We start from the raw sequence: 15,661 nt of genomic DNA, 5'->3' as shown, positions 1-15,661 counted from the left end.
CTTATATCCTTATGTCTATCTTTCTCTGAGCGAATTCTCTTTCGCACGTAATATAGGTTTTAACCAATAATTCAGTACTGTTTTTTCTCCTGTAAGAATGTCTACCACAACCTGCATTCCCGGGATGATCGTAAACTTATCATCAACCTTGAAAGTAACGTTGGCACGGTAGTAGGCATTGCCCTCTTCATTTTGAAGTGCATCGGCGCTTACGTAGGTCACTTCTCCTTCTAGGCCTCCGTAAATGACAAAGTCATAGGCAGACAACTTTACCGTTGCCGGCAGGCCAGGCCTTATGAAGGCGATATTCTGAGGAGAAATTCTCGCTTCAACGATTAACGTGCTATTACGAGGGACTATTTCTAAAATAGGCTCACCCGGCTTAACCACACCTCCGATGGTTCTGACAAAAACATCTTTGATGGTTCCATCGACCGGAGAAAGTAACTGCGTTCGATTCAACTGATCCGCAATCGCCTGACGACTTTCATTGAGCTGCGCTAGTTGCGTCACAACTTCATTGAGCTGCCCTTGTGCCTCTGCCCTAAAAGCAAGCGCAGTACCACGATAATCTGCGATGGATTCAGAATACACAGCCCTTTGTTTTTGGGCAGCAGCTTGTGAACTCGCGATGTCTCCTTTGAGCTTTATAACGTCTCTATTCAGTTTTAATAATTCCACTTCAGCTACCGCGCCACTAGAAACCACCTCTCTCAGCATATCTCGCTCTTTCGAGACAATAACCAGACTGCTTTTTAGTGTTTGAATGGTATTCAAGGTATCTAGATAAGCTTGCGATTGTTGCTCAATTCGCAATTTAGCCTCCTCCAGCTCAGACTCCAGTTGGCTCAACCGCTCAAGATAGTTTGCTTTGGCATTCAGATAGGCAGAGTGGCCGGTCATCGAAATATCAAATGTCTGAGGCTCGATACTCACTTGTTGTTTCCAATCCAGTTGGAGGCTATTCACTTTTACCGTTTCTAATTCAATTTGAAGCCTCTGCTTTCTGGCGAGCAAAGATTCAACTTGTTCAGAGGTCTCCGAATAGGTCGACTTAAACCTTGTATCATCCAGAATAGCGATGGTTTGCCCCTTAGTGACGCTTTCACCAGGCATGACAAGTAACTCCTTTAGAATGCCTCCCTCTAAGCTCTGAATCGTCTGAACAGACAAAGTAGGAACAACCTTTCCTTCGCCGACAACCACTTCGTCTAACCTCGCCCACGAGGCCCAAATAATCACACTTAGCACTAACGCGGCAGACAACCAAATCAACGTTCTCGAACGGTTTGCTAAATGAGCATTACTCCAACGAACTGTGCTCATCATTGACCTCCTTCGCGTACAATTGATACTGCGCGTACTCTGTTCGTTTTCGCGTTAGACTGTTGTTTAGCAAAAATTTCTTGGGGCGCTCCTTCCCTCAAAATTGTGCCTTTATCAAACACAACAATTCGATCACAAAGCGATAATAAGGAATGTTTATGAGAGCTAATAATCATCGTCGTCGAGTGCGGCAACGATTTAAGAGCATTAAACAACGCATTCTCAGCTGGCTGGTCTAAGGAACTGGTTGGCTCGTCTAAAATTAATGCTGCAGGGTTTCGATAAAACGCTCTTGAAATCGCTACAGCTTGCCTTTGCCCCCCCGACAAATAACGCCCTCCTTCTCCGACTTGCGTTTCTAGACCATGAGGAAGGCGGCTCATGTACTGGTTCAAACCCGATAATTCTATCGCACGGCGTAATCGTTCTTGATCAATAACATGATGTCCTAATACTATGTTTTCCATAATGCTGCCGTATATAAGATGCGAATCTTGGCCAACCCAACCCGTTTTCTCTCTTATCAATTCGGCGGGCCAAAGCTGACTGTCAATGTCATCAAAATAAACGCTACCCTGTAAGGTACTGAGTTGATTGGTAATAATAGAAAGGAGTGTAGACTTTCCTGCTCCTGCACTACCAATAACGCCAACGCGTTCGCCTTGCTTGATAGTAAGATTAATATCTCTCAAACATGGCATATCAACATCTGGGTATTGGAAGCTCACGTTTTCTAAACGTATATTCCCTGCAAATTCGGCAGACGTAATGACCTGACTGCGTTGCACCTCCTGAGGTAAAGACATGATAGAATTTAAGCCTTCAACCGCTGTTTTTGTCTGTTGATAGCGAAGTAACAGCATAGCTAACTGGTTAATCGCCCCTGCAGCACGACCGCTAAGCATGACAATAGCAATGAGCCCCCCCATGCTGAGCAATCCCTCAGAAATTCTGTACACGCCTGTTACAAGTAACATTACGGTAATTATCTGCTGGCTAGATTGAATGGAGTAAGCAACGATATTCGAATAGTTTCGCGATTGATTTTGCCAATCAGAAAGCATGGATACCGTTTGCTCCCAACGCTTTTGTGCTTCTCCCGTAGCGTTATTTTGCTTAATCTCTTTTAAAGAGGACAATGAATCAAACAAGTGAGCTTGTCGCTTCATGGATAGTGCAGCACTTTCCGTATGTGATTGTTCTATTTTTGCTTTTACCGCAAAGCCAAGGATCAGCAGGATAAACATGACGGCAATAGGTATGAACATCATTGCCCCACCTAGCCAACCGATTAAGACTAAAAATAACAACGTAAATGGGAGATCAACTAAGGTCACAAGAGATGCAGAAGTAAAAAAATCGCGAACACTATCAAAATCTTGTAGTTGTCGAGCGAATGCACCGACTGATGCAGGACGGTGTTCAAGTTTCATCCCCATAACTTTAGAAAAAAGTATCGAAGAAAGCTTGTTATCGATGTACTTACCCGCGGTATCAGTGACAACTCCCCTTGCTTTACGCAATAGCCAATCAAAAATAATGATGACGGAGACACCAGCGACCAAAACCCATAATGTACTGAAAGCTTGATTAGGCACTACACGATCGTAAACGTTCATAGTGAAAAGCGGAATAACTAGCGCTAGCGTATTGATAAGGAAAGAGGCAATCAAAAGATCTCGATACCACGGAGACATTTCTTTCACTACGGCGAAAAGCCAATGTTCATTATAATCCGCTTGAATAGAACTTATCCGTTTGTCCAGCTCTGGACGCATAGAAACTTGCCATGCTTGAGGCTGGAATTGATTATGCAGTTCCTTGCTCGTGACGTATTGCGTTTCACCTTGATCTTCACTAAATAACGTGACTTGATAATCGCTGTTATGTCGCTCAGATATAATAGCGGGTTGTAACGTCTTCCTATTGATTACCACCAATGGAAAGCTCAACATTGCGGTGGATTTTAAATCGATTAATGTGAGTTCAAGATCGGCTCGCTCAGCGGCTCTGATGAATAAGTCACTATCCAATCTACCCTCAACAAGAGGTAATCCAGAAAGCACCTTTTTTGTATGGTGTCTAACCTCAAAATAACGCATCAACCAAGTTAACGATTGCCCCCAAGGATCGTTAGTCAGCTCACTTGATGAGGATGAGTGATGCTTCATGACATACCACCTACTAGCAAGTTGTTGTCATCAATCATCTTCTGTAAGACATTTTCTTCGGCTACGCCAGTCGAGTCACCTTTGTAAAGCTGATCGAGAGTGACGCCCTGCATAAGAATCTGTTGTTTTGTCCCCGTCTCTTCTGGTTTTATGTGAAGCGTTACGCCATCATCATTCTCTGTTAAATCGAGCTTATTATCGACTTCTGTTATCGAGGTAGCGGTGATTATCGAGGCGATGTCAATTGTGTCATTATCATCACCAATAACGGATATTTGGAAATCGTTGATCACATCGTACGAGGGCTTTAACTCGTTACCGAGCCCTGAACTGTCAAACTGGAATACATCGCTGCCACTTCCTCCAATAAGCAAATCATTAGCATCTGTCGCAAGTAATGTTTGGCCCCCTTCTTCCACTAAGGTAACATTGACTACCTGAGCAGAACCTTCTGCGACAGTGGCGCCCAGTGTTGCAATCGGTTTTATCGACAACGTAAAATCACTTGCACCGCTAAACCCGCCAACGATGGAAAGATCAGCGACATCCTCTTGATCAACAGCATAAATGCCGTTCAATCTTTCACCATGACTCAACTCTAGATCTGTTGGTAATCCGCGAATCTCCACACTTCCAAACTCTTCGGGTGCAGGGTTGACTAAATTCATGCTCAACCCTAAAGGAATACTCCCAGACGCTTCAGACACAATAGACTGATAATCGGCCGTTAGTGTTGGCTCATCAGCTTCAGGGGTAACAACAATGGTTAGATCGGTGGTTTGCACATCTCCAAAATCGGTTTCGAGTGTCTCTGACACTATCGCTTGATCAAACGTTCTAACATTGAGAGCAACATCCATCGTTCCAAATGCATCCTTCGGAACGAACTCCAAACCTGACACTTCATTTGCTCGCACTAATACCGTCGCCACGGCATTGCCCGCGTCATCGAAGGTAAAGGATGAGAATTGAGTTCCAATACGAATCCTACCTAAGCCTTCCAATGCAGAGGGTTCAGAGCTTGCTTTGATCAACATCGACACTTCTATATATTCGTTGCTATTTGTTTCAAAACCGCTCGCTAAAAAGTCAATCGAAATGGAATCACCTTCATCTCCAGTGAACGTGTTAGAGGTTGTATTCAACGATACATCATCGCCAATCGGTTTTACGCCGACGTTGAACTGAGAAGTGGTATAGTTATAGTCGTTTGATCCAGACTCTTGGGTAATAGCTTGCAGTGTTAATGAAATATCCCCACTAAAATCTAGTGGCGGTAGAAAGTAAACCTTATCAAGTTGTGCTTGAGTTAGCTGCCACTCCTTGCTCTCACCATCCGTTGAACCGTTATCAGGGAGTAATTCGAACGTCCCATTATTGTCCCAAACCAACACGGCTCCGACTGGCACTCCTGTCATGACCAAAGACATCGACTCAGAACCATCTTGATCGATTAATGATGCAGATAAGTTTCCTAAATAAATATAATTATCTTCATTACCAACTACGTCTTCTGTTTCCAGAACCGCTTTATCAACCACTGGGGCAATGGTAACGGTAACTTCTGTTGATTTAGTTTGAGTATCTTTCGCACTGTCAGTACTTAAACAACTTCCCGTGACTTCATCAGTAATGTTTGCGTCAACGGAAATAACAAGCTCTCCACTGTAGTTTTCAGGTGGGATTAACTGAATTTCGTTTAGACGCGTAACATCTGTCACTACCCATGTTCCATCACCGTTGTCAATGAGTAGGCTCGGGTCCACGGCAGTAAACCGCGCATTCTCGTCAGACACCGATAAAGAAACCCAATTGACACTTTCAAGGCCAGTCGCTGCGTCACCTTCTCCAGTAATGGACTGCATTGGCCCTTCACTATCGCCCAATACAAGAGCAAGATTCAGGTTGGTTATAGTATCTTCTTGAACCGTAACTTGGCTTGGTGCTATCGCGATATCATCGACAACAGGAGAGATTTGTACCGTAATGGTCTGAGCGGTTGTTTTCGAGTCACCATCGCATGGGGCCGTTTCTGTCACTTCTAAATTGAAAGTAATGCAACCAGCAAAGTCCTCATCCACGCCAGTAAGCGTCAAGGAAGACAATCCAGCGCTAGAAATTGAATAACCCAACAGATTGCCCGCATTATCATAAGCAGGTATCACACCTTCGCCAGTAAGCTCGACTCCTTCAGGTAAAGAATCTGCGGCGACAAAGAAGGAAACTAAGTTACCATCACTACTCGCCACATCAGGGTTTAAAAACGCCCCAATTGAGACATCTTCACCTTCTTTACCTACAATATCCCCACTTTGAACGCTTCCCGGTTCACCAGGATCAGCACACTGGTCTCCATCTCCTTCATGGCCAGTAATTTGAATTTGGAACTGACCTGTGATGTATTGAGCATCCGTTCCATCTCGAACATACGCTAACACATTCACATCAAGTATCTCTGTGTTAGATGGGCTATAAATCGATGCGCCAGCAAGCAAATCTTGAGCGGTTTCCAACATGCTATCACTTGTGATTCCTTCCATTGGAATCAGCCAGTTCCCATCGGCATCTTGAGAAGCACCATTCGGATGAGTAACAATGAGGTCTTGACCCTGCGGTATCTGTAAAACGATGTAATCGAGATACTCTGAACCATCAATATCCGCTTCTGTAAATGTAATGCCTCCACTCACGTCAACAGCAGACCCATCCGTACTTGTGAATACTTCAGTCGCGCCTTCTAAACGTGTTTTGTCAATATCTTCATTACCAATATCCACTTTTCCAGAAACCAAGACGCTCAAAGAGCCATTGATTGCCTTTACATCAGTCTCCATCGTAGGAGACGTGTCTGTCACTTCGTACTGAACTTCCAGGCTAAATGTCCCACTTAGGTCTTCATTAGCTTTTACAGTGATTCGTCCACTGTTTAACAACTCAGATAATGTTGCCGAGCTACCATCGAGTAGTTCATTGAGTTCTAACGGTAAATTACTTTCCTCTACTGCATTACCATCAAAGTAAAGTGTTAAGCCATCTGGAATGGATACAATGGTGTATCCTGTCAAGGACTCACTAGAATCTATATCTTGATTAACGACAGGCTCAAGATTTAGTGTGATGAAATTGTCCTCAATACCATTGCTTTGTAATTCTTGACCGTCAGTTTGATCAACAATAGGTGAGATTTCCATTTCCACTTTAAGAGGGGTTTCAGCAGAATCACCATCCGGCTCAGTTGAAACGACGATAACATCCATGCTCAGTGTTCCACTAAAATCTTGCTCTGTTTTGAGGTAAGTGTTTTCAAGAACAGCATTCGAGACCTGATAAACTGGCCCAGTTATTGGGTCCACGTAAGCAATTGGAAGAACAATAGGGTCACCATTTACATCTGTCAGTTGTGTTCCCAAAGGGATGTTCTGAAGCAAAATATTAATTTCTTCTGATAGATCGTCGTCTGATGTCTGGATGATAAAATCCAGTTGTATCAGGTTATCTTCGTCTAACGTAGAGAGATTACTAATTACTTTAGTCGCTTGATCATATTGCCAATTCCCCTGTCCACCATCTAGGACCATTGGTTCATCGACCACGCCTTTTAGCTTAATGTCAATGGTTGCAGATTGGCTCTCGGCGGTTTCATTAAGAGGTGCTAAGCCATCAATAGTCGACTCTGTTGAAATGGCGGTTACTTGAAGGGATAGAGATTCAGTAAATGAGCTGATATCCGATTTTGGTTGAAGTAACGCCTCTGAATTGGCTAGAGCATTGGAGGTCACTAGGTAGGTATTAATACCGATAAGCGTAATCCCAGCTCCGACAGGCAATGTCCAACCATCTTGAACTTCTATGCGATAAGACAGAGACTCCGAGCCATCTGTGTCAGTGAGCCGCCCTAGGATGTACTCTTTTAAGTCAATCGCTTGGTCTTCAAGCCCCTGAATGTTTTTAACGGTCAGCGTAGGCACATCGGCATCTGGAGATATATCGATAACAACTTGCTCAGTGATCTCCGCTGTTTTATCTTGCTCATCGGCAAACACACTACCCGACTCAGTCGTTACTGCCGTCACATCAAAAGTAAATCTTCCGGCTAAGTTTTCGTTAGATGTGATTTCAATTTGATCTAACTCGGATTGGCTATACGCTTTCCCTTCCTCAATAGCACTTCCGTTAAGTGTTAATATAAGTCCATCTGGAATATTCGAAATTTGGTAGTGGAGCGTTTCAGAACCGTCTTGGTCAAACTTTTCAGCAACAATATTGAGTGAAAGTGATTCAGCGGAATCTTCAACACTTTGATAAGAAAAGTCCGAATCATTAGACCACTCTGGCAAATCTGCAACCGGTAAAACGTTAACATTTAACGTGTTATTGCCTTGTAATACAAAACCATCTGGTTCGACATCAGATACGATTAATGCAGACACTGCTAACGAAACTTTGATAGTGTTGCCCGACAGGTTTAGTGCTGGTTGATAAGTGAGATCACCATTTGGAACAGTGAATATACCCACCCCCATTAGCTCTGTACCAGAAAGACTAATAAATCCGTCATTATCATCATCTTCAAGGCGCGCTCCGTCTAAAAACAGAGCCCCTCCTTGTAGAGATTCAATAGAGATCCTTATCGCTTCAACACGCTCATTATTCTCCGTATCCCCAGGAGAAACTCTAATCGGTAACGCGACTGGCGTAGGGTCTCCACTATTATTCGCGCCATTATCTTCTAACGTATCTACATTAACGGTTCGAATAAAGCCCCTGGCATCATCAAGAATTAATTGAGCTTCACTGCTTGCTTGGTCACCGTCTGCATCCGTCACAGTTATCGTTAGATCATCAAGCAAACCACCTACAGGCGTATTAACAATAAGCTCGGTAGTTAGCGTAAATGTCCCATCTTGAGCAATAGTCAGCGTTCCATATTTTAAGTTACCATCACTACTATTGATTAAATCGATGGTCCAAGCATCATCGCTAAATACCGAACTCGCCGTATCGTATGTTTCACCTGCATAGGTCAAACTTGAAATCAACGTGCCATCTGAACTGATTAAGTCGGCATTATTGCTAAACCAGTTTCCCGAAAACTCATCCCCCTCGGTAAGTTCAATTTCTATTGGTGAGCTTGTGTCTTCGGGGATATCATCCACTACACTTACGGTATATGTCTCAGCTTCAGACTGGTCGCCATCCTTATCAACGGCATAAATTGAAAAACTGAGTTCTAATGTGTTGTCGTCCGCTGGAACACCGTCAGGTTCATCGTGTTCAAGTGCACGGTATAGATCAAACTCGACAGTCCCATCGGTATTAAATCTAATTCTAAAGACGTCTTGCTCGCTTTCATCTCTTGCATATAACCAACCATTCGAGTCCGGTGAATCAAGCGAAACCAGGCTACCACTACTTGTTTTATAGCCGAGCGCATTGAACATATCGATATTCACGCTCACACTGGCGATAGAGTCTGAACCTTGTAATAGCGTAATGGATGGTGACGAGCCCTCGATGCCAGAATCAAGCGAATCATCATTCAACCCGCTTTCATTGACTGTGATTCCCTCTGTAATTACTAGTTCCGGAAACAAGCCATCATAGACCAGTATGTTGGACTCCGTAGAGATCTCGCTTCCATCAGAATCTCTCGCCACGATGGGCATAGAGATCGACAATTGCGTCCCATCACCTAAAACATGGTCAAGCGAGTGATAAAGCTCTACAGTTACATTAACGGTAGACGTATCATTTGATGGCAAAGAGAAGTCACTAGGTAACGTGACCCTAAATACAACGTCTCCAGTGTCTGAAATTGCGTCAAAGCTTCCATCATTGTTATCGTACCAAGTGACAGCCTCTCCGTTATAAGTAACAGCATCACCAAGCGTAGTTTTGACAGTATCTCCATCATTTATGTCAACACCCAGATACACAATCGGATCGAATGATGACGTAACTATCACATCCGTATTCGCTATGGCTGAAACCCCATCAGGAGCAATGTTTGTATCGACAGGTGTTTCGGTTAACTCGACATTGCCGCTATTGATTAGCGCTTGTCCATTGTCGTTATCTATCACATTAATGTCTAAAACGACCGACGTGTTATCTTGGTCTGAGTCCATTGCAGTAACAACGAGAGGTACGTTTGGATCAGTATTTTCTTGTTGGTCGAGAGCCTGAAAAAGCTCAAAGGAGTAGGTAATGTCGCTATTTGCATCAATAGGTAATGAAGCATTGAGGGTAGCTTGAAAGATGGGAATCTGAGTTTGCCCATCTTCGTCAAGAATATAACCATCAAGTGTTTTGCCATCCGCAGAGACTTGATAAAGCACAACTTGTTCACCACTCGTCAACAAGGGTTGTTCAGAGACGATGAACGACAAAGATTCGAGGTAATCACTGCCAACCTCAACTTGAAAATTCCCTGAGCTCAACACACTTCCATTTGCGAGATCAGATTCTTTTACTTCTACCCCATTCAAATTATTTAAAGTTGGGTCTGCGCCATCCTTTAGAACATAGTCAATTTCATTCTCTACAAGCGGTGTGGCATCTAAATCTACGCCACCAATGGTCAACGGGAAAGTGACCGTATCACTGCTATTGAATTGATCGATAGGGTGCTCAAGAGTAAGCGAAATTGAAGCTAATACATCGTTACCCGACTCAACGCCACTCAATGTTAACGTAAATACAGTGACACCATTCGCAAATGCTGTAATTTGCTTTCCGCTGGAACTTAACGTGTAGCTAAGCTCATTATCAGAGACTGAGCTTGTAAGCCCTAATGCTTCTAACTTAGTAATAGATGACCCACCGAAATACAAACTACTCGGATCAGGGTTGTCAGATCCCGCGACAATATTGACAGTTCCTTCAAAGTTCAATATCGGGCCATCCAAAGGGACTTCTGTTACGTCTATAGTCGCATTGCCTACGTAACCTGCTTGTCCATCAGTAATGTCAATGGTCGCGTTAGCCAAGCCATAGTCTTGGGAGTCATCTGCAGCTAAATAGCTGAAAGAAACACTTTGCTCGACCGAATGATCTAGGTTTCGACCTGCATCAAACAGCCAAGAGCCATCAGAAAATACGGTTAATTCGCCTTTTTCTAAATTAAAACTTACGGATCCCCCCTCTAGAATTGACTTCTGCTCCCCGCCAGCCTCTACAAATTTCACATAAAGTGTTCCATCAAGATCAATATCATTTTCAAGAACATTGCCCGTAATTGTTTGATCTTCTACGACTGAGTATGTGTCATCTCTAATCACCGGATCAGAGTCATAAATAGTAATCGTTAACGGTGCCACAACCGTCTCTTGTGTACCGTCAGCATCACTTTGAATGCTTTCAACCAATACGTTAGTCACCAGCTCATCTTGACCTACACCATGATCAATCGCTTCATAAAAAGTAATTTGAACCGTACCATCATCATTGACCTCTGCAGAGAAAACTAATCGGTCGTCAGTCGATGTTCCTTGTAAGCTCAACCCATCTTCTGCAACAACAACATTTATAGATTGACCGACCGATGTAAGCGCGCTCAAACTTGGTTGCTCTGCATGCAGTGCTGGCACACCATTTTCTATGTTGATGGCTGCCGAGCTGCTTTGCTCACCAAAAAATCCAACGATGTTTTCAGAAAATACCGTTGAACCGGGTAGCACTATTGTCGGCATGGTATCGACCGCATGGTTGCCGGCGGCATCCAACACTTCAGCTTCAATGGTCCACGTGCTGTTTAGATTGAGAGTGTTTACGTCAATTCCGGTTACTGTCCACGAACCTGATGCATCAACAAGGCCAGTAAAATTCAGCGTGCTGTCTCCGTCACTTACCCGAATCATCACTGCCAGACCTTGCTCTACACCACTGGTTGTCCCTCTCATTTCCGTGACTATACCCTCACGGAAATCATCAATGGCAAGACCACCGCTAATATAAAAATCCGTATCGATATCAATGGTGGGAGCAGTGGCATCTATGGTCGTAGCCTCATCCATTGCTTTCGCTTGGTTGCCCGCCACATCATTCACGGAGGCAGATACGGTTAACGCCCCATCGGCTAACGTGGATAAGTTCGCCCCTTCGACTTGCCACATACCATCAACGACAACGGCATTGAACGAGAGCATCACCCCTGAGCTGTCTTGAACCGTGACAGAAACCGTCTGACCATTTTCAACATCACTGACTTGCCCTGACAAAGTGACAGATTGGCGCTCTTCAATGTTTAAATAGCCGTCTCCGCCATCGTCAACGTCCACCGTCACACTTGCGAGCGTATCTTTGATGATGGTGTTTTCACTGGTTGCAGGGTTGCCCGCTATATCTATACTCTCAGCAACAACGGTCAGCGTACCTTCAGACAATCCAGAAAGGTCAACGTCGTCCAGAGACCAACTTCCACCAGTCACCACCGTTTCTAAGTTTATGATCGCTCCTAACGAGTCGGTTACCGTAACTTGGATACGCTGGCCATCTTCAATGTTTTCAATCGTTCCTTCGAGGCGAGTAGTCGCGATTTCGTACTGATTTAAATACTCATCCCCTCCACCATCAAAATTGACGTTCACCGTTGCAAGCGTATCTTTAATGGTCGTATCGACGGCGTTCAGGTTATTGCCATAAATGTCAGAAACCACAGAAGTCACCGTAAGCGGCCCTTCAGCAAGAGAAGACAGATCAACGCCTGATAGGGTATACGCCTCATTCTCTACGGTCGTTGTAACAGTAATGGAATTATTGAGGCTGTCGGTAATGGTGATAGTAACAAGCCACTCATCGCTTATCTTGAGTGCGTCACCTTGAATCGTGACACTAGGAACTTCAAACTGGTTTTCGTATCCATCGCCGCCATCAAGAATATCCACCGTTAAAGAGGCATCATCGTTCAAACCTTCAATTGCCTCTAAGGTAATATCCAATGTTACGGAGGTGGTGTCACCGTCTGAATCTGTTGCATTAACTAACAATGGTATATCCAGGATTTGATCTTTTGACAGATCGAAAGAGCGATATAATTCAAAGGAATACTCTATTTCACTACTCGACTCTAAAGGTAATGTGGATAATAGTTTCGATTGAAAAATATTTACTTCAACCCCACCTTCTAAGATATAGCCAGTAATTGTCGTACCGTCATCAGACAGCCGGTAAAGCAACTCACTTTCACTACTCACTAATGTGGGCTGGTTTAATTCGCTAAATCGAAGAGAGTCAACATAATCACTCCCGATATCGAGTTGAAGGCTCCCAGTCTTAAAGATTGTCCCACTTTCTAGATTAATCTCCTCCATTGCAACAACAGTCAAGTTGCTCAACGTAGGATCAACACCATCTTTCAACACGAAATCAATTTCATTCTCTACAAGCGGTGTGGAGTCTAGATCTGTCCCTCCAATGGTCAGCGGGAAGGTTACCGTATCACTACTATTGAATTGATCGATAGGATGATCAAGAGTAAGCGAGATTGAAGCTAGTACATCGTTACCCGACTCAATGCCACTCAATGTTAACGTAAATACAGTCACACCATTGGCAAATGCTGTGATTTGCTTTCCACTGGAACTTAACGTGTAGCTAAGCTCATTATCAGAGACTGAGCTTGTAAGCCCTAATGCCTCTAACTTAGTAATGGATGCCCCACCAAAATACAAACTAGTCGGATCAGGGTTATCAGAGCCAGCAATCACATTAACACTGCCTTCGGTGGTTAATAATGCCTCTCCCAGAGGTACTTCTGCTGTGTTTATAGTAGCGCTGCCTACATAACCCGCTTGGCCATCTATAATGTCGATAGTTGCGGTTGCTACACCGTAATCTTTTGAATCATCGGCTGCGAGATAATCAAATACGATACTTTGCTCAACCGTGTGATCTAAGTTGCGACTGGCATTCAACTGCCAAGAGCCATCTGAAAATACGGTTAATTCACCCTTATCTAGACTAAAACTTACTGAGCCACCATCAGGGACAGACTGGATCTCTCCTCCGGCTCTGACATATCGAATGTACAAGTCACCATCAATATCAATGTCATTCTCCAGTACATTGCCAGAAATGACTTGGCCTTCGGTTACACTATATGACTCATTTGCGATCACTGGGTCGGCATCACTGATGACGATTTCTAGGGGGGCCACAACCGTCTCTTGTGTACCATCAGCATCACTTTGAATGCTTTCAACCAATACGTTAGTCACCAGCTCATCTTGACCTACACCATGATCAATCGCTTCATAAAAAGTAATTTGAACCGTACCATCATCATTGACCTCTGCAGAGAAAACTAATCGGTCGTCAGTCGATGTTCCTTGTAAGCTCAACCCATCTTCTGCAACAACAACATTTATAGATTGACCGACCGATGTAAGCGCGCTCAAACTTGGTTGCTCTGCATGCAGTGCTGGCACACCATTTTCTATGTTGATGGCTGCCGAGCTGCTTTGCTCACCAAAAAATCCAACGATGTTTTCAGAAAATACCGTTGAACCGGGTAGCACTATTGTCGGCATGGTATCGACCGCATGGTTGCCGGCGGCATCCAACACTTCAGCTTCAATGGTCCACGTGCTGTTTAGATTGAGAGTGTTTACGTCAATTCCGGTTACTGTCCACGAACCTGATGCATCAACAAGGCCAGTAAAATTCAGCGTGCTGTCTCCGTCACTTACCCGAATCATCACTGCCAGACCTTGCTCTACACCACTGGTTGTCCCTCTCATTTCCGTGACTATACCCTCACGGAAATCATCAATGGCAAGACCACCGCTAATATAAAAATCCGTATCGATATCAATGGTGGGAGCAGTGGCATCTATGGTCGTAGCCTCATCCATTGCTTTCGCTTGGTTGCCCGCCACATCATTCACGGAGGCAGATACGGTTAACGCCCCATCGGCTAACGTGGATAAGTTCGCCCCTTCGACTTGCCACATACCATCAACGACAACGGCATTGAACGAGAGCATCACCCCTGAGCTGTCTTGAACCGTGACAGAAACCGTCTGACCATTTTCAACATCACTGACTTGCCCTGACAAAGTGACAGATTGGCGCTCTTCAATGTTTAAATAGCCGTCTCCGCCATCGTCAACGTCCACCGTCACACTTGCGAGCGTATCTTTGATGATGGTGTTTTCACTGGTTGCAGGGTTGCCCGCTATATCTATACTCTCAGCAACAACGGTCAGCGTACCTTCAGACAATCCAGAAAGGTCAACGTCGTCCAGAGACCAACTTCCACCAGTCACCACCGTTTCTAAGTTTATGATCGCTCCTAACGAGTCGGTTACCGTAACTTGGATACGCTGGCCATCTTCAATGTTTTCAATCGTTCCTTCGAGGCGAGTAGTCGCGATTTCGTACTGATTTAAATACTCATCCCCTCCACCATCAAAATTGACGTTCACCGTTGCAAGCGTATCTTTAATGGTCGTATCGACGGCGTTCAGGTTATTGCCATAAATGTCAGAAACCACAGAAGTCACCGTAAGCGGCCCTTCAGCAAGAGAAGACAGATCAACGCCTGATAGGGTATACGCCTCATTCTCTACGGTCGTTGTAACAGTAATGGAATTATTGAGGCTGTCGGTAATGGTGATAGTAACAAGCCACTCATCGCTTATCTTGAGTGCGTCACCTTGAATCGTGACACTAGGAACTTCAAACTGGTTTTCGTATCCATCGCCGCCATCAAGAATATCCACCGTTAATATAGCATCGGGATTCAACCGCTCAGGAGCCTGAGTCTCAGAAGTTGGGTTCTCTCTTTCTTGCACTGCTGGCCTAGTAACATAGCCATTAGAAACGAGTTGCTCAGGTAAAACAGCGCGAATATAGGCAACAAAACTTAACCCACCAGAAGACTCACTAAAATCTCGAACGCTCTGATTAAAAGTGGATTCAATACCGTTTTGAGATGCAATTAAAAGATCATTCGAACTCGATTCATCCTCACTTGTTGTATCTTCATTAAATGTAATATCGAGAATGTCAGTATTAAGAACAACCACCTCTACTTCTGGAACTAATTGTTCGTTGGGCAACATTTGGATCCAAGAACCGTCACTTAAAACCGCCCAAAGAACATTACCGATTTGAATGTAGAGTATTGGCTGCATAATTCGCCCCATATGAAACAACGAACT

Annotated in this window: 3 protein-coding genes; all 3 read right to left on the bottom strand. The window is 44.1% G+C overall.

What is annotated here, in order from left to right:
* Nucleotides 1-15: 15 nt before the first annotated feature.
* From R7Z50_RS05845 to R7Z50_RS05835, 3 genes are read right to left on the bottom strand one after another with little or no spacing between them, the layout of a single operon-like run.
* Nucleotides 16-1,329 (bottom strand): HlyD family type I secretion periplasmic adaptor subunit, encoded by a 1,314-nt coding sequence (locus R7Z50_RS05845; protein ID WP_047102180.1) that lies wholly within the window; start codon nucleotides 1,327-1,329, stop codon nucleotides 16-18.
* Nucleotides 1,326-3,497: a type I secretion system permease/ATPase gene (locus tag R7Z50_RS05840; RefSeq protein ID WP_065274489.1), complete on the bottom strand. Its 2,172-nt coding sequence runs from the start codon at nucleotides 3,495-3,497 to the stop codon at nucleotides 1,326-1,328. Before R7Z50_RS05840 ends, R7Z50_RS05845 begins: the two co-directional genes overlap by 4 nt.
* Nucleotides 3,494-15,634, bottom strand: coding sequence for an Ig-like domain-containing protein (locus tag R7Z50_RS05835; RefSeq protein WP_318148945.1), 12,141 nt, complete (start codon nucleotides 15,632-15,634; stop codon nucleotides 3,494-3,496). The genes R7Z50_RS05840 and R7Z50_RS05835 overlap by 4 nt, the downstream gene beginning before the upstream one ends.
* Nucleotides 15,635-15,661 lie beyond the last annotated feature (27 nt).

The sequence above is a fragment of the Vibrio sp. 1249-1 genome (genome assembly GCF_033340495.1).
Note: the sequence above shows the minus strand (reverse complement) of the source record. Positions and strands in the feature narration are given on the sequence as shown.

Excerpts from the sequence above, each read along its gene's own strand:
- R7Z50_RS05845 (WP_047102180.1), bottom strand. The coding sequence starts at position 1,329 with ATGATGAGCACAGTTCGTTGGAGTAATGCTCATTTAGCAAACCGTTCG.
- R7Z50_RS05840 (WP_065274489.1), bottom strand. The coding sequence starts at position 3,497 with ATGAAGCATCACTCATCCTCATCAAGTGAGCTGACTAACGATCCTTGG.
- R7Z50_RS05835 (WP_318148945.1), bottom strand. The coding sequence starts at position 15,634 with ATGCAGCCAATACTCTACATTCAAATCGGTAATGTTCTTTGGGCGGTT.